Below are 24,562 nucleotides of genomic sequence, written 5' to 3'. Positions count from 1 at the left end.
CCCGGACATGCAGAAAGCCGCGGGCATGCGCCAGCGGCTTTCGATGGGCTCCTGCGGCTGGGCTTGAACCAGCGACCGTCCGATTAACAGTCGGATGCTCTGCCAACTGAGCTACGCAGGAATATTCAGTTATCAACCAACCGGACTCACGCCCGACCGGAAGAAGCTCCTGCGGCTGGGCTTGAACCAGCGACCGTCCGATTAACAGTCGGATGCTCTGCCAACTGAGCTACGCAGGAATGGCTTGCTCACAAGATCTCTCTCGTTCGCACAAGACGGATACTGTACAGGAACATCACCGAAAATGGAAATTCGGCGTGTCTCGGCCAGCCGCAAGGCTTTTCGCCCGGCGTGGACGCCCGTCGGACGAAAGATCCTCCTTCGGAAACGATCGGCTACATCGACACCTTGGTCAGGGGCATCGCCGAATCGATTGCGAAGTCGGGGGCGCTCGGGGCGACCCCGGCCTCGACGAGATTCACGCCGAGCATGGCGACCATCGCGCCGTTGTCGGTGCACAGCTTCAATTCGGGGATGCGCACCTCGACGCCGTTGGACCTGCCGAACTCGAGCAGTTTGGCGCGCAGCTGGGAGTTCGCGGAGAACCCGCCGCCGACGATCAGCGTGTTCGAATCGTACTGGCGGCAGCCGCGCATGGCCTTCTTCGCGAGCACGGTCGCCACGGAGTCGGCGAGCGACGCGCACACGTCGTCGACCGGGATCTCGCGTCCGGCCGCCTGTTCGCCCTCCACCCACCGGGCGACGGCGGTCTTGACTCCGGAGAAGCTGAAATCGTACGGATGCTTGGCGCCTGCCTGCCCCTGGGTCAGGCCCTGCGGCACCTTGATGGCGTGCGGATTGCCATGCTGGGCGTGACGGTCGATGTGCGGACCGCCCGGATACGGGAACCCGAGCAGTCGCGCGACCTTGTCGAAGCACTCCCCCGCCGCGTCGTCGAGCGTGGTGCCGACCACGTCGATGTGACGCGCCACATCCTCGACATGCAGCAGCGACGTATGCCCGCCGGAGACGATCAGGGCGAGCGTATCGGCCGGGAACGGGCCGAACTGCAGCTGGGTGACGGCGATGTGCCCGATCACGTGGTTGATGCCGTAGAGCGGCTTGCCGGAGGCCCATGCGAGGGCCTTGGCGCCGGAGACGCCGACGGCGAGGCAGCCGGCCAGTCCCGGACCGGCGGACACGGCGATCGCATCCACGTCGGACAACGTCATGTTCGCATCGGCGAGCGCCTTGGAGACGCACGGCACGAATGCCTCGGCGTGCGCGCGCGAGGCGATCTCGGGGATGACGCCGCCGTATCGCGCGTGCTCCTCCATCGAGGAGGCGACCACGTTGGAGATCAGCGTGCGTCCCCGCACGACGGCCGCAGCCGTCTCGTCGCAGGTCGATTCGATGCCCAGCACCACGGGTTCGCTCATCGGTTGTCCTCTTTCCGTTCGTTGCGTTCCTGAAGTTCCTGTTGACCGCTCGCGTCCGTCTCGTCCGTCTCGGACGGCGACCGGAAGCCGACCACGCGCGGCTCCAGATCAAGCGCCATCGTGTAGGCGTCGATGCCCTCGGGCTGGTAATAGCGCTTTCGCAGTCCGAGTCTGGCGAAGCCGAAGCGTTCGTACAGCGCGAGCGCGGGATCGTTGTCGACGCGCACCTCGAGCAGCATGCGCGCGGCCCCCTGCCGTTTGGCCTCGTCGACGAGCGTCGCGAGCAGGTGCGCCGCGATGCCGCGACGTCGATGCGACTCGGCGACGCCGATGGTCATGAGCTCCGCGTCGTCGCCGTCGTACCAGAATCCCGCGTATCCGACGATGTCGTCGCCGTCGTCGCCGTTCCGGTCGATGCACGCGTAGTACGTGCGGGCGGGCGCATCGAGTTCCTCACGCACCATGTTCGCGCTCCATGCGCCGCGTCCGAAGAGCTCCCTCTCGAGCCTGGCGATGGCGTCGACGACCGCATCGCGATCGATCGCATCGATGCCGATGATGCGCAGACCGTCCGTAAGGGGCGCGGGCCGTTCCTCCGGCGTCCCGCTGCGCGTGGCGTTCGTCCCCGTCATCGTCGTGCCTTCGCGTCGCCGCGCGTGGCGCCCTCGTGGCCGAGGACGTGCTTGAGGGGCGCGGGCACCTCCGCGTCGGGTCGGCGCAGGTAGAGCGGTTCGACGGGCAGCGGCTTGTCTCCGCGGGTCTCGCGTCCGAGCGCGCAACCGGCGAACATGGCGAGCCCCTCTCTGCCGCAATCGAGCAGCGAACCGTCCACGACGGTGCCCAGAGCGTCGCCGAATCCCTCCCAGTGGGCGGCGTATTTCGCGGCGCCGTGGCCGATCACATCCACGATGTAGCGCCCGTCGTCCGGCAGTTCCGCGGCGTGTGCGGCGAGGGCGGTGTTGACGCGGGCGACGATGGCGTCCGGATAGTCGATGTCCATGGCGATCCAGCGGTCGGCCGCGGCCACGTCGTCGGGGTTGGACGTGGTGCCGTGGATGAGCGTGAAGTACAGCTGTCTGCGTCTCGCATCGTTGACGCACAGGGTGACGTGGCGGTCGATCTCACGGGCGTCGTCGGGGGTGACGGCGTCTCCCGCCGGCGTGATGCGCGGCACGTCGGCGAGGAGCTCCAGACCGTCGAACGCGCCGTTGCCGGTCATGATCCCGGACAGAAGGTCGGCCTGCGGTTCGAGGATGTCCTGACCGATGAGCTTCGCGCCGGCGGCGAAGGCGAGCGCCTTGGCGGTGACGATGCCCGCTCTGAGGCCCGTGAACGGTGCGGGTCCGGTGCCGACGACGATGGTCTCGATGTCGGCGGGCGTGAATCCGGCATCGGAGACGGCGCGGGCGATGTTGACTTGGAGACGCTCCACGTGGGTGCGCGAGTCGGTCTCGACGATCGGCTCATGCCCCAGTACGCCGACGGTCGAACCGTATGACGTGTCGATCACCAATGTGCAGCCCATGGAACCTCCCGAACCTCTCGGCGGGCGGACCGGTCCGACCCCGTGCCCCGCCGTCAATCTCACGTTAGACCTCTAGCGAGTGTACACCGAACGCCACTGGCGCATGCCACGGCCGGAGCGGGAGGGATCGTCTACAGCGCGAAGCCCTCCCAGCGCGGGCCGACCGGCACGAGGGTGACGATGCGCGTGCCGTCGCCGGTGAGTTCGGCGTCCGGATCTGGGGCCGCGGCCGGACTTCCCGAGGCGTCGACGTCGATCGGACGCTCGATGTGGATCTCGAGGCGTTCGGGCGCGAGGGCGGCGACCATCTGCTCGCCCCATTCCATGAGCACGACGGTGTCGTCACTCGTGTCCTCGAGCTCCTCGTCGAGCCCCAGCGATTCCAGTTCGTCGAGGAGCCTGTCGACGGCGGCCTGACCGGGCGCATAGTCGGATCCGCCGAGACGGTAGGCGTCCACGTGCACGAGATGAGCGGGGCTCCCGTCGGCGAATCGGCCGTCGAGTTCGCGGGCGATGGTGAACGTGGGCGAGACGATCGGTTCGCCGATGCCGAGTCCCTCGCCGAATCCCTGCGCGAACGTGGTCTTGCCCGCGCCCAGCGGCCCGGACAGCAGCAGCACGTCACCGCCGCGCACGAGATGCGCGACGCGGCGGCCCAACGCGTGCATGTCCTCCCCCGTGGGTACCTCGATCCGCCACGTACGCGTCTCGTCCGTCGTGTCGTTCATGTCGTTCTCCTCCTCGCTTTCGTTCGTGTCCGCCGTCGTCCTTCGTCAGCGACGGCCCTTCGCGGCGATCGTCTCGATGCTGCGTTCGAGCGCGTACATCGGGTCGCCGCCGTTCGATTTGCTCTGCTCGTCGGCCCAGGCGAGGGTCCGGATGCAGTTCGACAGCCCCTGCGACGTCCATCCGCCGAGGCGTACGCGTTTGAGCATCCAGCTCGGCATGCCGGCCTCGGACGCGGAGATCGCGCCGGTCTTGACGGCGGACGCCTTGGCCACGTTCCGCAGTTTGGCCGCGAGCGCGCCGATCAGGGCGATCGGCGCCGTGCCCTGTTCGACGGCGGAGCGCATCATGACGATCGCGTCGGCGGTCCGCCCCTCCATGGCCGCGTCGGCGACGGCGAACCCGGTGACCTGCGCGTTGGCGGTCAGGTACTGGTTGACCCGGTTCAGTCCGATCGGATCGTCGTCGAAGTCGAAGCACAGCTGGCGGCACATCGCATCGAGTTCGCCCGTGCGTTCGCCGAGCACGTCGACCAGCTGCTGCGCGGCGAGCGGTTCGACGCGGCGTCCCATACGTTCGAAGCGGGAGATCACGAAGTTGAGCTTGGCCTCCGGCTTCTTGAGATCCGGAACCTCCTCCTTGACCGCTCCGGCCCGGAACAGCTGGTCGGCCAGTCGCTTTCCCTTGCTGCCTCCCTCGTGGCGGCAGATGACGATGCTGGCGTTGGGGTCGTCCTTCGACTCCCTCACGTATGCGACCATGGCCTCGCCGAGCTTCTCGTCGGCGGACTGCAGGTTGTCCACGCGCACGACGGCGGTTTCGGCGAGCAGCGACGGGCTGACGGCCTCGTCGAAGGCGTACCTGTCGGCCGAGGCCGCGTCCAGTTCGATGAGCTCCGCATCCGGACGGTCCTTCAGCGCCTTGTCGCACAGCTCCCGTGCGGTTCGTTCGTTCAAGTACGCGTCACCGCCGAACACCACGCGGAACGCCGAGTTCCCTGCCTGTTTTGCCATGACTCCCATCACCCCACACCCGTTGGACAATGCGCCGACGTACGGCGCATAATTGTACGGCGCACTCATCAACCAGGAAGTTTGGAGGATCCATGGGTACACCATCATTCGCGATCCGCGACATCGTCAACGAGGACGGCGCGGCATCGATCAGCGACTACGGCGCGCACGTGCTGCGTTGGGCGCCGTCCGGCATGCCGGACGTGGTCTGGAAGCCGAGGACGATCTATCTGCAGGAAGGCAAGGCCATCCGGGGCGGCGTGCCGATCATCTTCCCCTGGTTCAACTCCGGCTACGATCCGACACTCGCCGAGGCCGGCGAGGACACCCCCGCGAAGAAGCCGAAGCACGGGTTCGGACGCACACGCTTCTGGACGCCGGACCCCGCATCGTCCGACGACGCGCACGTGCGCTACACGATGGACTCCTCCGAGATCGACCCGTCGATCCTCGCGCAGTTCGTCGGCAATCCCGAACCGCGGTTCCACGCCACGTACGATGTGACGGTCGGCGACTCGCTGTCGATGGCGCTCACCGTCACGAACGACGGCGACGAGCCGTTCTCCTACGAGGCCGCCCTGCACACGTACCTGCACGTAGGCGACGTGGCGCGCGCACAGGTGCTCGGACTTGACGGCGCGGAGTATCTGGATACGACGCTGCCCGGGTTCCCGGTGCGTGTGCAGGACGGGCCGATCGGATTCGACGGCTCGATGGTGGACCGCATCTATCTGACCGGCGATTCGGCCGATGACGCGAGCGCCGGGGATGACCGCGGGAACGACGACGGTCTGCGCGTGCGCGACGATGCGCTGGACCGCACGATCCGTGTCGCCACGCCCGGCGCGAAGGCGGTGGTCGTGTGGAACCCCGGCGAGGAGGCGGGCAATGCGATCGGCGACCTCGAGGACGGCGAGTGGCGCGGCTTCGTCTGCGTCGAGGCCGCCGCGAACCGCGATCGCCTGATCACCCTCTCCCCCGGAGAATCGCACACGCTGGGTCAGGTGCTCTCCGTGGAGGAGTGAGCGAGACCTGGTTCGGGATGGCGGCCGGAGCAATGATTCTCCGGCTGCCATCCCGACCACCTCACCGCATAACACTTACGACTCACGCAGCTCGATGACGTTCGTACGGCGCCGGTCATCATCTACCGTATGTTCGTCATCCTCGACGATGCGGCGGCAGTGCCCGCTCGAACGGCACCCGGTGCACAATTTTGTCAGGCACTGCCACTTGCCTTGTGGTCGTCGGCCTCACCGTCGGTGTCGTCCGTGAGAGCATCACTGAATCTCCGCGCCATGGCCTCCAGTCGTCGACACAGCACATCCGAATAGTCGATGCCGTACTTGTCCGACCACGTCGCCAGCCAAGCGGGGACCTCGACCTCCTTGGTCACCATATGGTTTCCGAATCGCTTCGCATACTCGGTCGGATCCAGCAGAACCAGTGTGACGATGTCCGCATCGGATTTGGTCCGAAGATCGTTCAATGACGACGCCTCGGGCAGCTCCTGGCCCGCTTCAAGAGCATCGAGCGCGAGAATGTTGCCCAAGTCCTGGGCCATATACAGGGCATCGGCGAGATTGAGCCCTTCCGTGACGGCATTGTCGAAGTCGGGGAAACGGACGACATAGCCGTCGCTTTCGTCCTCGAACGGCATGAGAACGGCTGGATATGCAAGCCTCATCGGCTAATCCTCCCATCTGCGCAATGTTGGCTTTCGGATTTGCATATGGTCTAAGATGACGATTTCGTCCACGACCTTGCGGATGCCAGCCAGAGCGGCCGAGGACGACCCGTCCAGCCAGGACAGTCCAGGGAATTCCTCGCACGTACCGACGTATTCCCCGTCCTCATCGGACCATCGAAGTCGATAGGTGTAGTGGTTGGGATACCTCATCATATCCGTCCTCCTTGCCGGATTGGTCAGTCCCATCTTCATCCGGAGCACATATGCACAGTTAGGTGAGGCGCGAATCCGAATCGATGAGACGTAGCGTTCCATCTCATTGTACGTAGTGGATTCACAAATTTCAACATGAATATGGAAGGTTGTGTTTTGTTTTTTATCCCCACTAGAATGAGGAACACTACACACCCTTCCATTTTCATAGGGTCATCCCCAAAAAATGAGGACAACCCCATCATCCACAGACTCCCCGACGGCAAAACGAAGGGACTGTCTCGGAATGTGTGTAACTGGCTTTGATCGCCGGTCGTGAGGCCGGCGGGAAAGGAGCCTGTGATGAGCATGCCGACCGGGATAATGGAAACCATGACAGCGAAGACTGCCGCCGGCAAGGAAGCCGCGGCGAAACCCCGTAAACGCAAGGGCGCGGAATCAACCACGGCCGAGCGGGAACTCGCGTTGGAGATGATCCACCGCGCCAAGGAGCAAGGACTCGACCTGACCGGCCCCGACGGCCTGTTGAAGCAGTTCACCAAGACCGTGCCGGAGATCGCCCTCGACGAGGAGATGACCGAGCACCTCGGCCGAGGAAAGCACGAGAAAAGCGCGGAAGGCCGGGCCGCGAACACGCGCAACGGCACCACCGTCAAGACCGTGACGACGGAGGCGGTCGGACCGGTCACGATCGAGGTGCCGCGCGACCGGGACGGCTCGTTCGACCCCGTCGCCGTCAGAAAACGGCAGCGCCGCCTGGGCGATGTGGACGAGGTGGTGCTCTCCCTGTACGTCAAGGGCCTGACCACGGGCGAGATCAGCGCCCATTTCAGTCAGATCTACGGCGCGTCCGTCTCCAAGGAAACCATAAGCCGGATCACCGAGCGGGTCGTCTCGGAGATGAACGAGTGGGCGTCACGTCCCCTGGATGCCGTGTACGCGGACGTGTTCATCGACGCGATCGTGGTCAAGGTGCGTGACGGGCAGGTCGCCAACCGCGCGTTCTACGCGGCCATCGGAGTGGACCTGGAGGGCGACCGGGACGTGCTGGACATCTGGGGCTCGCCCGCGGCCGAGGGCTCGAAGTACCGGCTCGCGGTGCTCACCGAATTGAAGAACCGGGGCGTGGCGGACGTGTTCTTCCTGGTCTGCGATGGGTTGAAGGGCCTCCCCGACGCGGTCGGGGTGGCCTGGCCCCTCGCCGTCGTGCAGACCTGCGTCATCCATCTGCTGCGCAACACGTTAAGGTACGCGTCGAAGAAGGACCGGGATGCGCTCAAACGCGATCTGAAGCCCGTCTACACCGCCGTCAACGAGAAGGCCGCGGAACGGGCGCGAGACGAGATGCTCGCCAAGTGGGACAGCAAGTATCCGGCCATTCGGGGATTGTGGATGGGCGCGTGGGACCGGTACGTCCCGTTCCTCGACTACGACGTGGAGATCCCGGGTGATCCGCCCGGGCGAACGCGATCGAGAGCCTCAACGCGAGGTTCCGCCGTTCGATCAGGGCGCGTGGTCACTTCCCCGACGAGCGGGCCGCGTTGAAGTGCCTGTATCTGACCGCCAGGTCATTGGACCCGACAGGCAAGGGCCAGATAAAATGGACCGCACGATGGAAACCCGCGCTCAACGCGTTCGCCATCACCTTCGCCGACCGCTGGCCCGCCAGCGAGAACCAATAACCAAACCACCAGTTGCACACTTAATGGGACAGTCCCCAGTGGTTGCATCGGCGGATGGTCTCATTTCGGGCGGCGTTAATCTCGTGGCCGCAATCGGGACAGTGGCCGATGATGCGGCGTATGTGTGGGCATCGATCGACGATATCAGCAATGCGTTGTGATCATCCCCGTGTAGGCGGGAACACAAAACCACCACATGCGGGATGGCTGAGAATATGTTAGACGAGAGATCCGTCTGGAGAATCGTCCCAAGGCCTTGGTTGTCCGGCATCAAGCCAATGTTTGATATCGGCAGTCAGTTCCTTCTCGTCCATTGAATAGTCCTCGCCGAAATGGAAGTACGGCTCATGAAATACATCCGAATAGCGATTGAGTAGGCCTTCGAAACCGTTACTCCACGGTAGGGCCATGCAGTGCCTCCATAACCATCTTTTCGAACATTTCTGTTGCGTTGGGGAAATACTGCTTCATTATCTCCCATGAATACTCGTCGGTCAGCTGAGCGGCCGTCATTTCCGCGAATGCCCCTCCCTCCCGGACTCCGATTGTCTCGAAGTAGTTCTTGCACGCATGCCCGAAATGGGATATCTGCGCGTAATTCATAGCCACGGCTCCCAATCCTGCTTGGAACATGTCATGAATAGAATAAATTCCCGTCAGCGCTCAACTGTGACTGAACTTCCCCGCACAGCCGCCGAAGCGCCGTCTGCCGCCGTTCCGCAACGCTACCCGTCTTGATTTCGTCGAATTTCACTCGAAACGCTTTCTGGGTGCCTGCGATACGCAGCATCGAGAATGACTGCCCGCCATGTATCTGTGCGGAGCAGGAATCATCCCCGCGTAGGCGGGGAACACGCCCGCTACGCCGCCGCCATCTACATCGCCGTGGGATCATCCCCGCGTAGGCGGGGAACACTTCGGTACTAGCGGTGTGCCCTTCTGCGCGATGGGATCATCCCCGCGTAGGCGGGGAACACCGGGCGGGCGATATTCCGCGCCGTACGTGTTGGGGATCATCCCCGCGTAGGCGGGGAACACACGAGGCCGGCGCCGGTGCCCATCGTCCTCCAGGGATCATCCCCGCGTAGGCGGGGAACACTGGTCGGACGGCATGTTCGGCGGGCTCGCCCTGGGATCATCCCCGCGTAGGCGGGGAACACACTTGGGAATGCTAATGATTGCAAAGGACATGGCAGAGGAGAACTTAATTTTGATTCGGTTTCATTGGCAACGGAAGCTCAGCGGCGACGGCAATCGCGACCCTGCGGCTATCACAATAGACATAGATTTGCGAAACGTTCTTCCCGCTGCCTGTCCTGATGCTCATGCCGAAAATCAAACGCCGGCACCCAGTGAAGCATGGATGGGCTGCGGACGACAACGAAAAAAGATCCCATTGGCCGTCCGCAGCCCATCCATTCATTATCCGCTCACTCGCATTATGCGGCTCACAAGGATAAGCACCGTATGGACCGTATGGACGTAAGCGTCACTTGCGCATGAGGTTCCTCAGCACGTACTGGAGGATGCCGCCGTTGCGGTAGTAGTCGGCCTCACCGGGGGTGTCGATGCGCACGACTGCGTCGAACTCGGTCTTGGAGCCGTCCTGATGCGTGGCGGTGACGTGGACCGTCTTCGGGGTCACGCCCTCGTTGAGCTGTTCAACGCCGGCGATGTCGTAGGTCTCGGTGCCGTCGAGGCCCAGAGACGTGTAGGACTCGCCCTCGGGGAACTGCAGCGGGAGCACGCCCATGCCGATGAGGTTGGAGCGATGGATGCGCTCGAAGCTCTCCGTGATCACCGCGCGGACGCCGAGCATCAGCGTGCCCTTCGCGGCCCAGTCACGCGACGATCCGGTGCCGTATTCCTTGCCGGCCAGCACCACGAGCGGCGTGCCCGCGGCCTTGTAGTTGAGCGAGGCGTCGAAGATCGTGGACGGCTTGCCGGTGGTGAAGTCGTAGGTGAATCCGCCGGGCGTGACCTCCTCGCCCATGGAGGCGAGCAGCTGGTTGCGCAGTCGGATGTTGCCGAACGTGCCGCGCACCATGATCTCGTGGTTGCCTCGACGCGAGCCGTAGGAGTTGAAGTTCCGTGGTTCGACGCCACGCTCGGTCAGGTACTTTCCGGCCGGGCTGGACGCCTTGAACGCGCCCGCCGGGGAGATATGGTCGGTGGTGACGGAATCACCGAGCAGGGCGAGCACGCGTGCGCCATGGATGTCGGCGACCGGATCGGGCGTTGCCTTCATGCCGTCGAAGAACGTCTGCTTGCGCACGTAGGTGGACTTCGGGTCCCAGGCGAACAGCTCGCCCTCGGGCACGTCGAGTCCCTTCCAACGGCGGTCGCCCTCGAACACGGAGGCGTAGTCCTTGAGGAACATCTCGCGGTTGACGGTCCCGTTCACCACGGCGGCAACCTCTTCGTTGGTCGGCCAGATGTCCTTGAGGTACACGTCCCTACCGTTCTGATCGACGCCCAATGGCTGGGTCTCGAAGTCGAAGTCCATCGTGCCGGCGAGCGCGTAGGCGATGACGAGCGGCGGCGAGGCGAGGTAGTTCATCTTGACGTCGGGGCTGATGCGTCCCTCGAAGTTGCGGTTGCCGGACAGGACCGCGGTGACGGTCATGTCGTTGGCGTTGATGGCCTCGCTGATCTCGGGCAGCAGCGGTCCGGAGTTGCCGATGCAGGTGGCGCAGCCGAAGCCGACGAGCTGATAGCCGAGCGCGTCGAGGTCGTCCTGGAGCCCGGCGGCCTTGAGGTAGTCGGCGACGACCTGGGAGCCGGGGGCGAGGGAGGTCTTGACCCACGGCTTGGGCTTGAGCCTGAGGGCGTGCGCGTTGCGGGCGATGAGACCGGCGGCGATCATCACGGAGGGGTTGGAGGTGTTGGTACAGGAGGTGATCGAGGCGATGGCCACGTCGCCGTTGTCGAGGTCGAAGTCGCCGCGGAACGAGGTGGAGACCGGCACGGATTCGTGGACGGTCCTCTCGGTCTCGTATGCGGGCAGCGTGTTCTCGAACATCCGCTTCGCCTCGGACAGTTTGATGCGGTCCTGCGGACGCTTCGGTCCGGCGATGGACGGCACCACGTCGCCGAGGTCAAGCTCCATGTATTCGGAGTATTCGGGTTCGACGTAGTTGGGGTCCTTGGCGTCGCCCCACAGCTTGTTGGCCTTGGCGTAGGCCTCGACGAGCGCGACCTGCTCGTCGGATCGGCCGGTCAGGCGCAGGTAGTCGAGCGTGACGTCGTCGATCGGGAAGATGCCGCAGGTGGAGCCGAATTCGGGGCTCATGTTGCCGATGGTGGCGCGGTTGGCGAGCGGCACGGAGGCGATGCCCTCGCCGTAGAATTCGACGAACTTGCCGACGACGCCGTGCTGGCGCAGCATGTCGGTGATGGTCAGGACCACGTCGGTGGCGGTGACGCCCTCGGGGATGGACCCGGTGAGCTTGAAGCCGACGACGCGCGGCACGAGCATGGAGATCGGCTGGCCGAGCATGGCGGCCTCGGCCTCGATGCCGCCGACGCCCCAGCCGAGCACGCCGAGTCCGTTTTCGGTGGTGGTGTGCGAGTCGGTGCCGACGCAGGAGTCGAGGTAGGCGAGCTGACGACCACGCTCCCCCGTCTTGGTCATGATGACCTTGGCGAGATACTCGATGTTGACCTGGTGGATGATGCCGGTTCCCGGAGGCACGACGCGGAAGTTGCGGAACGCCTGCTGGCCCCAGCGCAGGAACTGGTAGCGTTCGCCGTTGCGCTGGTATTCGATGTCCATGTTCTGTTCGACCGCGTCGGCGACGCCGTACTTGTCGATCTGCACGGAGTGGTCGATGACCATGTCGGACTGGACCTGCGGGTTGATGACTTCGGGGTCTCCCCCGAGGTCCTTGACGGCGTCGCGCATGGTGGCGAGGTCCACGATGCATGGCACGCCGGTGAAGTCCTGCATGACGACGCGCGACGGGGTGAACTGGATCTCGTGGCTGGGCTGGGCGTTCGGATCCCAGTCGAGGAGCGCCCTGACGTGCTCGTCGGTGATGTTGGCCCCGTCGATGTTGCGCACGAGGTTCTCCACCAACACCTTCAGCGAGTAGGGCAGGCGGTCGATCCCCTTCAGATCGGCGATGTTGTAGTAATCGAAGTCCTTGCCGCCGACGCTTAGCGTCGTCAGCTGGTCGTCACGTACGGACATACTTCCTCCGAAATCATTAGTCGGCTGTGATGCCGTTGATTATTCACTTCGAATGGTACGGGTACGTTACTTTCCCTCTGGCGTGTCGGCTTGAGGCGTGAGACAATATGCGATTTTCGCCGCCGAAGTCGATCGGTTCGGTTCAGCGATGAAGGCGGCGGTCAAGCATCGTGTGGGTCAGCGCCGGAACGGCGAACAGGCACACGGCGAAGATGACGGCAGATCCGGCGAGGGCGATCAGGGTGGCGACGAGCGTCGATCCGGTCGGGATGATCAGGGCGAAGAACCGCGACACGAACGGGATGAGCATGCCGATGACGCCGGCCGAAGCGAAGACCGCGACGAGCGCGCCGCGCCAGCCGTTCAGGGGGCGGGCGACGCGGGCGAGCACGAACACGCCCATCACGAACAGGATGATCGCCTCGGTGGCGCGCAGACGCGCGAGGTCCGCGGTCGAGGCGAAGATGTTCCATCCCATGATTCCGGGCAGGGTCCATGCGGCAATCAGCACGGACAGCGCCGTGGCGATGCCTCCGGGCAGGGCGAAGCGTACGACGCGTCCGAGGAACCCGGGGATGTACCGGCGCGTGTTCGGTGCGAGTGCGAGGATGAAGGCCGGCATGCCGATCGTCAGGGCGCCGATGTAGGTGATGTGACGGGGCAAATACGGGTACGGGATCTGTGTGAGGACCACACCAAGCGAGATCAGCGCGGAGTAGACGGTCTTGACGAGGAAGAGCCCTGCGACGCGCTCCATGTTGGCCATGACCTGACGTCCGCGCGCCACGACATCCGGCAGATGGCTGAACTTCGAGTCGACGAGCACGACCTGAGCCACCGCCTTGGTCGCGGGGGCCGCATTGCCCATCGCGATGCCGAGGTCGGCCTCTTTGATGGCGAGCGCGTCGTTGACGCCGTCGCCGGTCATCGCGACCGTGTAGTCACGCGCGTGCAGGGCGTCGACGATGAGCTTCTTCTGGTCGGGCAGGACGCGGCCGATGACGTCGACATCCTCGAGAATACGGCCGAGTTCGTTGACGTCGTCGGGCAGTTCGCGCGCATCCATATACGACGGTTCGCGGTCACCGGTGAGCCGGACCTTGCGGGCGATGGCGCCGACAGTGACTGGGTTGTCCCCGGAGATGATGCGACACCTCACTCCCTGTTCACGGAACCATGCGAGCGTCCGTTCCGCGTCGGGGCGGATGCGTTCGGAGCACAGGACGAGTGCGACGGGTGTGGTGACCTGGCTCAGGAACGGCGAGTCGACGAACCGGTCCGAATATGTCTGCGGCTGTCGCCCTTCGTCCGCGTGCACGGGGGCGTCATCCGGGAAATCGGCACGCGCGATGAGGAGGACCCTGTCCCCCGCCTTCGCGTATGCGTTGACCTGATCGATGACATCGGCATGGTCTCCGTCGATCGCGGACAGGATGACCTCCGGCGCACCCATGTACCATACGGTTCCGCGCTTCGGGACGCGGCCCCTGCCGTTTGCGGGACCTGAAGCGGAATCGGCTCGTACGATGGCGCTCCATTTGCGCGCGGACGAGAATGGCACGCGGACGGCGATGGCCCCGGCCCCGTATCCGCGCTCCCCGAGACCGGCGAGAACGGCTTTGCCGGTGCCGTTGGGCTGTTCCTCGTTCGCGAGATCGTAGAGTGCCTGCAGGATCTCGTGTTCAGCAGCGGACTGCCGTCCGCCGCTCTCCCCCAGCATGACGATCCGGTCGAACGCGATGCCGCCGTCGGTGATGGTGCCGGTCTTGTCGAGGTTCAGACAGTCGACGCGTGCCAGCGTCTCCACGGATTCGAGTTCCTGCACGAGGGTGTCGTGCCGTGCGAGTCGCATCGCGGCGACCGCGAAGTTGAGCGAGGTGAGCAGCACGAGCCCCTCGGGGATCATGCCCACGACGCCGGCCACGGCGGAGACGACCGCCTGACGCCACTGTCCGGTCGCGATCGCGACGGACCATCCTCCAACGGTGCGGATCTGCGAGAGGATGAGCAGCACGCACAGCGGCACGACGAGGAACGTCATGAACTTCAGGATGGTGTTGATGCCCTTGTTGAGGTCGGACACGGTTTTCCTGTATACCTTGGCCTTCGCGGTGAGCGTGGCCGCATAGGATTGCGCGCCGACCGCACTCACCTTCACGAGGGCCATGCCCGAGACAGCGGTGGAGCCGGAGTAGACGTCGTCGCCCTCCTTCTTGCGCACGGTGCGGGATTCCCCGGTGAGCATCGACTCGTCGAGTTCCAGTCCCCAGCTCGCGACGACGTCGGCATCGGCGGGGACCTGCTCGCCGGAGCGAATCCACAGGAGGTCGTCCATGACGATGCCGTCGTGCGGGACCTCCACGTCGCGGCCTTCTCGCCGTACGAGGTAGTCGGAGGCGACGAGGATGGAGAGCCTGTCGAGCGTGTGCTTCGCCCTGAGCTCGGTGACGATGCCGATACCGGTGTTGATGATGATCACGAACCCGAACACGGCGTCCTTCCAGGAGCCGGTGGCGAGGACCATGACCATCGCGGCGAGGATGATGCCGTTGAACAGCGTGAAGACGTTGGCCCGCACGATGTCCCCGACCGAACGCGACGTCGACGACTTGACCCTGTTGACCGCACCCGCGGCGATGCGCGCATCGACCTCGTCGGCGGTCAGGCCGGTTTCCGAAATCTCGGGCAGATTGCTCATGCCCACTACCCTACCCGCTGCGTGTGGATTATCACCGCGCAGACGCGGACGCCTCGTCGCCGATGAAGAGAATCCGGGCGCCGCAAAGAGCTTAGGTAGTGCTAGTACCTAGGCTCACTTAATAGCAACCAGCCACATGTTGTCAAATAGAATGGTGTACACACTAGAGAGTGAGGTACACCATGGGCTTAAGGGAATTAAGACAGAAACGAGGGTGGACGCAACGCGAGCTGGCCGATAAGGCTGGTGTCCCATACAGTCGTATTGCTGATACGGAGCGTGGGGCGCGTCCGATTGAGAACATGTCACTTGGAATGGCTGTCAAGATCGGTGACGCGTTACGGGTGTCCAATCTTCGCAAGCTGTTGGAGGACGATGGTCCGAAAGAAAACACTAACGAGTAGTTAGGTGTGTGCCCTAAGCGTGGCCCGACGGTAGGCATGATATGCCGTCAAGCCCGACACATCAGTCTTCATGACTGGTGTCGGGCACGATACAGCGTGTTCACAGTCCATGCGAATACGCTGGAAACTACTAGTGAAAGGTGGTGAGGCGTGCCGTTAGGCGATGTTATCGTCGATCCCCGGGTCCATGAACGTCATCCCGATGTGTCCGATTATTCGGTGCGGGTGGCATGGTCGGATGTTGTCCGGTTCATGCCGCGCGAGGGAACGGACCCGTTGCGGTATGTGGCAGTGGGGTACGACGAACAAGGTCGGTTGTTGGAAATGGTCGCGGTGCTGGACGCAGCGGACCGGTGGCATGTGTTCCATGCCATGAAGGCCACGCCCAAGGTGCTGCACGAGTTAAGGCTTTTGTAAAAGGGGGGTTTGTTATGGCTTTCACTGCCAAGGGTGGCCGTGTGGTCACTGACGACATGCTGGACAAGTGGGCGGACGATGCCGAGCGTGGTGATTTCGGTGGTACGGCGGGGCCGGTGTATTCGGGACCTGTGTTCGACGTGTCTCCGGCTGATCCGGTTAATCGGACGTTTGCTTTGAGTGCCGACATGTCGGCGATGTTGGATGCTGTGGCGAAGCGGCGTGGTGTTTCCGTCGATGCTGTTATGCGTCACGCGCTTGTCCGTGAGTTCGCTTCGGTGTGATTCATGGGGCATCTTGCGATGCGTCGTTGTGCGGAGGTGATTCAACGTCGGTATCGACGGTTGGAACGTCTTGTATGGCGACGGTATAGGGTTCGTCTGCGAACTGAGGTTAATCGGTTCGTGCATCAGTATGCGGTGTTCGGGACGGTGGATTGGGATAAGTTCCCGGTTCCGCTGCCTACGGATACCGTGCTACGTTCGGACGCTGACTTTGACGGGTTCGAACGTGGGTTGTTTGACGATGGGTTGCCGACGGGTATTCATAGGTACAAGTCGAAAGACGACTTGCTTATGAGTCTTCGCCGGATTATCGATGAATGAGTGAGCCTAGGTACTAGCACTACCTAGGCTCTTTTGCTATCAAATCAATCCACTTAATTTGAGGCGTTTGAACCGCACCCCGATTGTTGGACTGAAGTAATTCAGATTCGATGATCGGAGGTGCGGTTTCTCATGTCACGGGATCGCAGACGTCGTTACAGTGATGATTTCATGCGGATCGTTGTCGACCTGATCCGGCGGGGTGCGGGGAATCGTTCCCTCGCCGGACGACTTGGTGTGCCGCAGCCGACCGCGGGAAGATGAGTGTTGTTGTACCGGATCGGCGGGGAGGCGGCGCTCATGGGAGAACGCAAGGGCAACAGGACCTACGACTACGAGACCAAGCTCGCGGCGGCGCGGGACCATGTGGAGCATGGCCTGACGAAGGCCGAGGTCATGGCCAGATACGGGATCGCGAGCATCGCCCCGTTGGAGCGTTGGTGCCGCGAGTACCGCGCGGGAGGCCCGGAGGCGCTGCACCCGAAGCCGAAGGGTAGGCCGAAGGGCGCGAGATCCAGACCGAAGCCGGCCCCCACGCGCGAGCAGATCCTCGAGGAGGAGATCGCGTTCCTCAGGGCGAAGGTCGCGTATCTGGATGGGCGGGGAGCACTGCTCCAATTGTGAAAGCCCAGTTATTGTAGATGAATCATCCCCGCATGGGCGGGGAGCACAGGTGGTCGTGGATGTGGGGTTCGCCTTCACGGGGATCATCCCCGCGTAAGCGGGGAACACTTTCAAACCCGAGGGTCTTTCTCGGCCGGTCGGGATCATCCCCGCGTAAGCGGGGAACACACCGTGGTATCCGCCTACACGCATGGCTGCGCGGGATCATCCCCGCGTAAGCGGGGAACACTGTTTGTTGGTCTTCGTGAAGCTGGGGGTGATGGGATCATCCCCGCGTAAGCGGGGAACACCATCGTGGCGTCCTTGTCGCTGCCGTCCGAGCGGGATCATCCCCGCGTAAGCGGAGAACACGAAGATTCGAGTCACCTACGACGTGACCATCGGGGATCATCCCCGCGTAAGCGGGGAACACATCGGCATTGCGTAACAGATAACGGCTTATCCGGGATCATCCCCGCGTAAGCGGGGAACACAACGCTTAGATGACTGATTGTACGAATAAGCAGGGATCATCCCCGCGTAAGCGGGGAACACGGCGCGGGATTGACCGCATTGGGCCGGCCTGGGATCATCCCCGCGTAAGCGGAGAACACCAACATCAGCCGTTCTAACCGCGTGTTGTCCGGGGATCATCCCCGCGTAAGCGGGGAACACCGCGTCGGCGCGTTCTCCACCACGCCGGTCACGGGATCATCCCCGCGTAAGCGGGGAACACCTTGGGAAGGCTAGTAATTGCAACAGACATGGCAAACGGGAATCGGTTTTTTGATTCAGTTTCATTGGGGTCGTATGTTGGCGTCATCAGCCGTAGCGGCGTGCTTTTCTCCACTTGCTGGCGTTGCTCCAGCCACGACGGCGGGCACCGTTCGAGGATCTCGACGCATCGGCATCGGATGCGGAACCCCTCGGTTCCTCGGCACGGCTTCCAGAAACAGGAGCCGGCCTCGTGATGAGCTCGAGACCTTCGCAGTCGACCGGTCTCCAATCAGAGCGATGCACACGGAATGCGAGATGCTGCTCGTTGCGGGCGGAATACACCATGATGGCCCGACCGTCCTTTACCATGCCGACGATGCGTTCCCACAGACGGTCACGCACCTTGGCGCTCACATGGCCGACGAACACCCCAGCGGATATTTCCAGCAACCATCGCGTGAGGTCGCCACGCAGTCCCACCGGACAAGCGGTAAGTACAATCACCACCATGGTTCTCTCCTACCACTCCACGTCGTATGCCTCATCAAGACCGTAGGAGACGCCGGCGGCAACTTCCCCATCTCCCCCATCCCAGAGCCCGACATGATCGACATCGACGATCTCGGCCGACTCGTCGTCACCGCCATCCCCCTGCAACAGCATTCGTATGTCACGGGTCATGCGCTTCATGATGGACAGATCGTAGACCGCATCCCGCATGGCGCGTCTCACGGCGGAGCCGATATCGTCGGGCTGCATCGCGGCCGTCTCGAATGCGACGGGGATGGAGAGCTCCGCCTTGTACAGGTCGGCGATATCGTAGACGAACGACCGCTCATGTCCCACGTGCACGAATCCCAATCCCGGTGAACATCCGAGCGCGACGATGACCGCATGGGCCATGCCGTACAGACATGTGTGCGCCGCGGACAGTGCCTTGTTGATCTCCGTCCCCGCGTCGAAGTCGGCATGATCGTACGTGCGCTTGTCCCAGTCGACGCCGGTGCGTGCCGAACACTCGCGGTACACGCGTCGGATGCGCGCGCCTTCTCGACCGCGCAGCTGCTGCATGGTCAGACGGCTCACGTCCTCGCCCGGGAAACGCATCTGGTACATCGCGCGGGCCACCGCAAGTCGAGACCGGGTGTTCGACACCAGTCTGGCCTGATTCTGCAGCAGCGCCGATGAATGGGTCAGCGGCTTGCCGAAGGCGTACATGCGCACGCCCCGTTCGCCGACCCATATGACAGTCGCTCCATTCTCGCCTATCACGGTCATCGCCTGATGACTGACCGTACTTCCCGGCCCCAGCATCAGCACGCCAAGGGTTGCCGCCGGCACGTGAGTGGTACCGGTGACGTCCGAGACGGTGATGGCATTGTCGTCCCGATTGACGTTGCAGTGCTCGAAGTAGACGAATGACAGCCGGCCCTCGGCTCGGACCAGTTCGCCGAGCTCGGGAGGCCGCGAACCGGGGATCGTGCTCATGCCGATGCCTCACGAACGGGAGTCACCGTCATCAGCCCGCATCCGAATCCCTTGGCCCGTCCCAGCCCGTGGCATAAGGTGCGACGGAACTCATCCGCATCGGTGACGCGCAGTTGTCCCTCGAACACGGCGGTGCTCAACGTGACGGTCTTTCCGTTCCTGCCGAATCGTTCCCTATGCCGCTGCTTGACGACCATGGAGGGGGCTCCCGTATCATCGGCGATGACTTCGAACCCATGCGATGAAGCGCGGGCGATCAGCCACTCCGCCTGTTGGCTGGCTGTGACGTGCCCCTGTAGTTTGCCTACTATCGCCGACGCATCGGCCTTGGGGCGCCGTCCCTTGTCCTCGCGCGCTCTGCGGACGGGGTTGGCGCGCAGACGGAACTGCCAGCATTGACCGACCGCGATGCGGGACAGCAACGGCGTATAGTCCTTGCTCTCCCATTCCATGCGCATCGGCCATCCGGCCTGTTCGATGACATGCGTCAGGTCGGGAGGCTCGGGGCTGACAACGTACAGCCACATGCCCCGTCCCTGGTCCAGTGAGTCCAGACGCCACAGGATACGTCCTTCGTCATCATCCCTGACCGAATCCGGAGGGAACGCCGCTTCGACGGCGGCATGCATCCTATACGGGGACTCGATGAGCTGCACCGCGCCGACGCGCGCGACATTCAACGGTACTCGAGAAATGTACATGGAATATCCTTCACGCGAAATTCATGGGATCGTCTTCCACCGTCCCGAAAGACGGCGGTTCATCGGTCTCGGCCGCTCTCGTATCGGGATTGTCGATACGGTACCGACGCACGGCACGACCGGAGTACCGTCTCCCGAGCTGGCTGAACGTCACCGGTGCATCCATCTGATCAGATGAGGGCTCCCCCTCGATGGCGTCGCAGACGATCTCCAATTGCGGATGCGGATAACGACGCCGATACCAAGGCGACGCCTTCCACGATTCGTTCTCCAACGCCTGTCGTACGTCCGCGTACTCGTCATGGACGCCGAGGGTGACTGGATACTCGGGCGGGCAGGAACGTCTCCCCAGATACAGTGGCCATTTGGGCGAACGGATGGCATGGTCCAACGCCTCGAGCGTCTCCCTGCTCTCCGCACCGACGGCCACGAGGAACCGGGCGTCGGCGAGATAGTACCGGTAGGTCAGCGGCATGACCTTGTCGTAGTCCCTCGATCCACGTTTGCGGGTCATCGACTTCTCGGTCTGAAAATCCCGGATGACCCGACCGCGTTGTTCGACACGCACTCCGAACGACAAGCCCAGCAGATCCTCGATCGGATCCTCACGGGTTCGACCTTGGGCCGAGGCAAGCATGCCGAGTACACCGCTCTTGGTGGGTTCGGTGCAGGTCTCCCTGCGGATGAACCGGGAGGATGCGCCCCATGATTGTAACGGCCCTGCGAGTTGCAGCAGCAGAACACTCATCGGTCAGCCCTCGTCGGCGAGCGCCTGGGCGAGCGCGTTCTTCAGTTCGTCCTTCAGAGTCGGAAGGGACACGTGCTCGCTGATGGCATCGAGCTCCTCGATTGGGCCGTCGGTGGTGATGTTCCATGCCTTGGCTGGCGTCTCGCCGTATGCCGACTGGATGTTCTCAAGCCTCCTGCCCAAGCGAACCGCCGCCTGATGGGAGATGGATTCACCTTCCTTGGACCGGATCGGGTCCTCAAAAGCGTCGACAACGTTGACCGGCTGGGTCTCGCGCAATGCCACGACGCAGGTTCCGGGCAGGGTACGGTTGGCGAAGGTGTTCTGTTTGCCGGTGGGCATGGATCGGATGAACGCCTCGACGAATGCGACGGCTCCCTCGACGGTGGCGGAGGCGTCCTGCAGCTGCTCCTGCAGGGAGTCGACGTTCAGCGTCGCGTAGCGGTAGAGGGTCGACGAGTTGAATCCGATGGTGTCGAGCATCGCGGCACCCGCGTTGTCGTCGGACGCGCAGTCGTCGACGGCGGTGAAGTAGTCGTATTCCGGGGTGACTCGGTCCACCGAGATGGCGTGCGCCACCTGCGCCGACGCATCGGTGTTGAGGTTGGGGGCGTCGGCGAGCATGCGCCCGAACAGGGCGATGTCGATGGCCTGGATGCCGTGGAAGACCGCGGCGACCTCCTTCTTCATCGAGGCGTTAGGTTTCGCGATATCGGTTCCGGCGTCATGCCATGCGATGGCGATGTCCGTCAGCTCGTCGATCTCCCTACGCGCTATGAAGATCAGATACTGCGTGACCGATGTGCCCTTATCCGCGCCGGCACGATCGGACGTCACAACCGTGACGCCGGTGGCTCCCAATACGCATTTCGCCAAATCTTCCGCGGCTTCATCGAGGTCCGGGCGCTTGGTCGTGATGGCATCGTGAATCAAGGCGATGGCGTTCTTGGTGCGCACGCCGAGTCTGCTCTTATCGAGCAGGCTCGGGAACATCTCTCGCATGGCGCGCTTCCATGCCTGGCTGGAGACGCGGGAGCGCAGCACACCGCCATAATGGGCCACCTTCGGACTGCCGGTGTCATCGCGGTTGATGTTGCTCGGTGGAACGTTCTGCAGGTCGTACAGGTCGATGAACATGATGGATTCTCCTTTGAATGAGTGTTGATGTGTTGATGTCCCGATTACGGGATGAGGAATCAGCGGGTCGTCTCACGACGCATGGTACTGGGGAAACGACTCGATCGCCCCGTCAGACGTTGTTATCGTTCCGGGTGGATGGGGCGGAGAAGTAGTCGGAACTCCAGCGCTCGAACACCTGTGCCCTGCAATCGGGGAACTGCAGACGGTACAGGTCCCGCGTCAGAGAACGGTAGTTGAGGGAGACCGGCTTCCCCGGTCTGCGCATGAGCATGACCAGTCCGCGAATGCCTCTGACAACGCCGTCGAAATCGGGAGCCCCCTCGATGAATCGGAGCTTGGACAGCACCGGATTCATTCGACCTGAATCCGAGTCGGGCGGCTCTATCAGACGACACGCCCTTCCGAACGTCATCTGCTTGCTCGGCTCCTGTCCCGGACGCTGCGCCATGCGATCCCGTCTGGACTGCTGGTGCAGGGCATAGAGTTCCAACGCGGCCTTGGCTGCACGGATCTCCTCATCGGCAACGTCGGGATCCGGCAGGGAATCCGGCCATCCGGTGAACAGTTCATCGCCGATCATCATCCACGACGGCTCCGCGCCATCCAAACCGCGTCGCAGTCGCGCCAGTCGCGCCCTGGATTCAGGAGTGCCACCGTCCCTGCCGGTGTATTTATCCTGCAGTCCCTGAATCTTTCTGTCGACGAATTCCGCAAGCGCCTTTGCCGTGTCCTGTGAGTAGTAACGTCCCATGTCGCTTCTCCTTACCGTTTCAGTGCCTTGTTGAGGGCGCCGTAGAACAGACGTCGCGCCCTGTCGGCGTTCATCGTTCCCATTCGTCCGGCATCGCGCTGGGAGAACGCCGATACGTCGTCATCATCCTCATAGTTCCGTCCGATGGCGACGATCGTTCGATACACCTCGTCACGCCACGCATTGCCATATGATTCGACGTCCTCATCCGGAGTGAATCCCGCGATTCGATCCCGGAACAGTCCGTCGAGCCTGCCGTAGGTCTCCTCGCGGATCTGGTCGGCGGCGCTCTGCGCCGGACCTCCGGAGGATTTGTCACCGGCGACCACACGTAGGTTCTGCACGTAGTTCGCAAGCGCCCGCACCGCATCATCCGTCGCCGAGACGAGCTTCGTGACGGCGTCGATAGCCGGATAGTCCTTGCGCAGGAATGCCATGTCCAGCGCGAGCGTGTCATCAATGCCGGTTTCGTAGACGCTGCTCTGGGTGCCGTACGTCATGCCCTGCGCATGGATGGACAGTCCCAGCGACAGCATATGGGCGTCCTTCTCGAGGACTTTCGCCTCCTGCAGTGTCTCCACCCATCGGATCACGGCCGGACGTCGATCTTTGCCGCCATCCACTTCGAGAATCGGGGCGAGCCCTCTCCACAACGCCCTACCGGCATTATGGGTCACCGGCATCAGCGGCGTCGTGGACAATCCCAGCTTCTTCTGCTGCGCCGGACTCTCACGCCAGGCGGTCATGGTCTCGACGTCGTCCTTGTTGATCGGAGTGACGATGTCTCCGTAGCAGTCGACGAGGCCGATGATGCGGGTGCGATCGGCATCGGGGATCAATCGGATACGTCTGGATTGCAACGTCATCATGCCCACCGGACCATGCAGCGACGGATGCATGTCCAGATCGTCTCCTGCCGGTTCGTCCAGTTCCCATGGCGGCAGATCGTCCGGAACTCCGAACATCCTCGTCTGCCCGCCATACAGGCACCAGTTCAGCATCAACGTCTCGAACAGGTTCCCGCCTTCGACGAACACGGGACCTACGGCTCCCAGCCAACCGGTGCCGATCGCGCCCTTCGGCGCATAGACCTTGCCCTTGTTCACATGCGTGTTGCCGACGACCGGGGATTTGATGCCGGCGGTGTCGAACGCCTGAAGGAAGACCAGCCATCTGGCGGCCTGGGCGAGGTCGATGCCGTCCAAGGCCTTCTGGGAACGCATGGAGAACAGGAACTTGTCCGGTTTGGGCACGTCGGCGATCATCTCGCCGACCGCGTCCATGTCCTTGCCCGCGGCGTAGGACAGCCCGGGTACCTGATAGAACGGCCGGGTCGGATGAATCAGATAGAAGCGGTCATGGAACCCGTCGAGATACTCGTCGATGATCTCGGTGTCGAACCGCCCCTGCTGCCATGTGTACGACCACATCTCGCGCAGGTCCCGCTCGTTCATATCACCGTCGTATCGCAGGGCGTATGCCCGGTATAGGACGGCGAGCGCCAGACGCAGCAACGCGACGGACTGCTGCGGCAGGTCGCCGGCGAACGACCGGATATGCGGCGCCTCATGGAACAGGTTACGCAGGGAAAGCGACTTGCCGCCCCCGTCATCGCATACGCATGGCAACCATGGTCTATCGATCAGGTTCCATATGGGTTTGACGTCTTCGTTCATACCCATCCTTTCCGCCGGCTCCGATGCCGGCAGGATTTAACTCCTACAGAAAAGGATAGCAAAACAAATCTATAATCTCAACGTTGCAGTTGGAGGGTGAGTTCCTATCCCCACAACAATGAGGAGCACCACGC

Annotated in this window: 20 protein-coding genes, 2 tRNA genes, 2 pseudogenes and 2 CRISPR repeat arrays; of the genes and pseudogenes, 7 read left to right on the top strand and 17 right to left on the bottom strand. The window is 63.1% G+C overall.

Annotation, left to right across the window (positions count from 1 at the left end):
• Positions 1 to 48: 48 nt before the first annotated feature.
• The 7 genes from JS528_RS00250 to holA all read right to left on the bottom strand — a co-directional run bounded on the left by JS528_RS00250 (position 49) and on the right by holA (position 4,703).
• A tRNA-Asn gene (locus JS528_RS00250) sits at positions 49 to 121 on the bottom strand.
• A gap of 45 nt (positions 122 to 166) precedes the next feature.
• Positions 167 to 239: transfer RNA gene (locus JS528_RS00245), tRNA-Asn, on the bottom strand.
• 156 nt (positions 240 to 395) lie between these two features.
• Entirely contained in the window at positions 396 to 1,439 is a 1,044-nt protein-coding gene (gene tsaD / locus JS528_RS00240) for a tRNA (adenosine(37)-N6)-threonylcarbamoyltransferase complex transferase subunit TsaD (protein ID WP_214357105.1), read from the bottom strand.
• Complete coding sequence (gene rimI, locus JS528_RS00235; RefSeq protein ID WP_214357104.1) at positions 1,436 to 2,071, bottom strand: ribosomal protein S18-alanine N-acetyltransferase; 636 nt, start codon at positions 2,069 to 2,071, stop codon at positions 1,436 to 1,438. Before rimI ends, tsaD begins: the two co-directional genes overlap by 4 nt.
• Entirely contained in the window at positions 2,068 to 2,964 is an 897-nt protein-coding gene (gene tsaB / locus JS528_RS00230) for a tRNA (adenosine(37)-N6)-threonylcarbamoyltransferase complex dimerization subunit type 1 TsaB (protein ID WP_214357103.1), read from the bottom strand. The genes rimI and tsaB overlap by 4 nt, the downstream gene beginning before the upstream one ends.
• Positions 2,965 to 3,095: 131 nt before the next feature.
• Positions 3,096 to 3,692 carry a tRNA (adenosine(37)-N6)-threonylcarbamoyltransferase complex ATPase subunit type 1 TsaE gene (gene tsaE / locus JS528_RS00225; protein WP_214357102.1) on the bottom strand — a complete coding sequence of 199 codons (597 nt, stop codon included), beginning with the start codon at positions 3,690 to 3,692 and terminating at the stop codon, positions 3,096 to 3,098.
• A gap of 45 nt (positions 3,693 to 3,737) precedes the next feature.
• The gene (gene holA / locus JS528_RS00220) at positions 3,738 to 4,703 is read right to left on the bottom strand and encodes a DNA polymerase III subunit delta (protein ID WP_214357101.1); all 966 of its coding nucleotides are present in this window, start codon (positions 4,701 to 4,703) and stop codon (positions 3,738 to 3,740) included.
• 92 nt (positions 4,704 to 4,795) lie between these two features.
• On the opposite strand from holA, the gene JS528_RS00215 reads away from it, so the two are divergent.
• Positions 4,796 to 5,728 carry a D-hexose-6-phosphate mutarotase gene (locus tag JS528_RS00215; protein ID WP_214357100.1) on the top strand — a complete coding sequence of 311 codons (933 nt, stop codon included), beginning with the start codon at positions 4,796 to 4,798 and terminating at the stop codon, positions 5,726 to 5,728.
• Positions 5,729 to 5,922: 194 nt separating this feature from the next.
• On the opposite strand, the gene JS528_RS00210 is transcribed toward JS528_RS00215, so the two are convergent.
• Positions 5,923 to 6,390, bottom strand: coding sequence for a type II toxin-antitoxin system HicB family antitoxin (locus tag JS528_RS00210; protein ID WP_276312592.1), 468 nt, complete (start codon positions 6,388 to 6,390; stop codon positions 5,923 to 5,925).
• A gap of 588 nt (positions 6,391 to 6,978) precedes the next feature.
• Here JS528_RS00210 and JS528_RS00205 point away from each other — a divergent pair.
• Together JS528_RS00205 and JS528_RS00200 are read left to right on the top strand one after the other, a co-directional pair.
• Positions 6,979 to 8,288: pseudogene (locus tag JS528_RS00205) on the top strand (IS256 family transposase).
• Between the two features lie 826 nt (positions 8,289 to 9,114).
• A CRISPR array of direct repeats spans positions 9,115 to 9,448; the repeat unit is 29 nt; unit sequence GGGATCATCCCCGCGTAGGCGGGGAACAC.
• Positions 9,449 to 9,477: 29 nt separating this feature from the next.
• A complete protein-coding gene (locus tag JS528_RS00200) occupies positions 9,478 to 9,774 on the top strand; it encodes a hypothetical protein (RefSeq protein ID WP_214357098.1) in 297 nt (98 codons plus the stop codon).
• Positions 9,775 to 9,777: 3 nt separating this feature from the next.
• Here the strand turns inward: JS528_RS00200 and acnA are convergent, their stop codons facing one another.
• Complete coding sequence (gene acnA / locus JS528_RS00195) at positions 9,778 to 12,480, bottom strand: aconitate hydratase AcnA (protein ID WP_214357097.1); 2,703 nt, start codon at positions 12,478 to 12,480, stop codon at positions 9,778 to 9,780.
• 142 nt (positions 12,481 to 12,622) lie between these two features.
• A complete protein-coding gene (locus JS528_RS00190; RefSeq protein WP_214357096.1) occupies positions 12,623 to 15,178 on the bottom strand; it encodes an HAD-IC family P-type ATPase in 2,556 nt (851 codons plus the stop codon).
• A gap of 182 nt (positions 15,179 to 15,360) precedes the next feature.
• Between JS528_RS00190 and JS528_RS00185 the strand changes: the two genes are divergently transcribed.
• The 4 genes and pseudogenes from JS528_RS00185 (at position 15,361) to JS528_RS00170 (ending at position 17,228) form a co-directional block, all read left to right on the top strand.
• Entirely contained in the window at positions 15,361 to 15,582 is a 222-nt protein-coding gene (locus JS528_RS00185; RefSeq protein WP_214357523.1) for a helix-turn-helix domain-containing protein, read from the top strand.
• A 150-nt stretch (positions 15,583 to 15,732) separates the two neighbouring features.
• Positions 15,733 to 15,999 (top strand): hypothetical protein, encoded by a 267-nt coding sequence (locus JS528_RS00180; protein ID WP_214357095.1) that lies wholly within the window; start codon positions 15,733 to 15,735, stop codon positions 15,997 to 15,999.
• A gap of 14 nt (positions 16,000 to 16,013) precedes the next feature.
• Positions 16,014 to 16,283, top strand: coding sequence for a toxin-antitoxin system antitoxin subunit (locus JS528_RS00175; protein WP_214357094.1), 270 nt, complete (start codon positions 16,014 to 16,016; stop codon positions 16,281 to 16,283).
• 453 nt (positions 16,284 to 16,736) lie between these two features.
• Positions 16,737 to 17,228, top strand: a pseudogene (locus tag JS528_RS00170) (transposase).
• 79 nt (positions 17,229 to 17,307) lie between these two features.
• Positions 17,308 to 17,943: a CRISPR direct-repeat array (repeat unit 29 nt; unit sequence GGGATCATCCCCGCGTAAGCGGGGAACAC).
• An 86-nt stretch (positions 17,944 to 18,029) separates the two neighbouring features.
• On the opposite strand, the gene cas2e reads toward JS528_RS00170, so the two are convergent.
• The 7 genes from cas2e to casA all read right to left on the bottom strand — a co-directional run bounded on the left by cas2e (position 18,030) and on the right by casA (position 24,428).
• Complete coding sequence (gene cas2e, locus JS528_RS00165; RefSeq protein ID WP_214357093.1) at positions 18,030 to 18,434, bottom strand: type I-E CRISPR-associated endoribonuclease Cas2e; 405 nt, start codon at positions 18,432 to 18,434, stop codon at positions 18,030 to 18,032.
• Positions 18,435 to 18,443: 9 nt separating this feature from the next.
• The gene (cas1e, locus tag JS528_RS00160; protein ID WP_214357092.1) at positions 18,444 to 19,412 is read right to left on the bottom strand and encodes a type I-E CRISPR-associated endonuclease Cas1e; all 969 of its coding nucleotides are present in this window, start codon (positions 19,410 to 19,412) and stop codon (positions 18,444 to 18,446) included.
• Positions 19,409 to 20,113, bottom strand: coding sequence for a type I-E CRISPR-associated protein Cas6/Cse3/CasE (gene cas6e, locus JS528_RS00155; RefSeq protein WP_214357091.1), 705 nt, complete (start codon positions 20,111 to 20,113; stop codon positions 19,409 to 19,411). Before cas6e ends, cas1e begins: the two co-directional genes overlap by 4 nt.
• A gap of 10 nt (positions 20,114 to 20,123) precedes the next feature.
• Positions 20,124 to 20,861, bottom strand: coding sequence for a type I-E CRISPR-associated protein Cas5/CasD (gene cas5e / locus JS528_RS00150; RefSeq protein WP_214357090.1), 738 nt, complete (start codon positions 20,859 to 20,861; stop codon positions 20,124 to 20,126).
• Positions 20,862 to 20,864: 3 nt separating this feature from the next.
• Complete coding sequence (cas7e, locus tag JS528_RS00145; RefSeq protein ID WP_214357089.1) at positions 20,865 to 21,998, bottom strand: type I-E CRISPR-associated protein Cas7/Cse4/CasC; 1,134 nt, start codon at positions 21,996 to 21,998, stop codon at positions 20,865 to 20,867.
• Positions 21,999 to 22,110: 112 nt separating this feature from the next.
• Entirely contained in the window at positions 22,111 to 22,752 is a 642-nt protein-coding gene (casB, locus tag JS528_RS00140; protein WP_214357088.1) for a type I-E CRISPR-associated protein Cse2/CasB, read from the bottom strand.
• Between the two features lie 11 nt (positions 22,753 to 22,763).
• Positions 22,764 to 24,428 (bottom strand): type I-E CRISPR-associated protein Cse1/CasA, encoded by a 1,665-nt coding sequence (gene casA / locus JS528_RS00135; RefSeq protein ID WP_214357087.1) that lies wholly within the window; start codon positions 24,426 to 24,428, stop codon positions 22,764 to 22,766.
• Between the last annotated feature and the right edge of the window lie 134 nt (positions 24,429 to 24,562).

The organism is Bifidobacterium santillanense (assembly GCF_018555385.1).
Lineage (GTDB): Bacteria > Actinomycetota > Actinomycetes > Actinomycetales > Bifidobacteriaceae > Bifidobacterium > Bifidobacterium santillanense.
The sequence above is the reverse complement of the archived record's forward strand: the minus strand, read 5'-3'. Positions and strand labels throughout refer to the sequence as shown.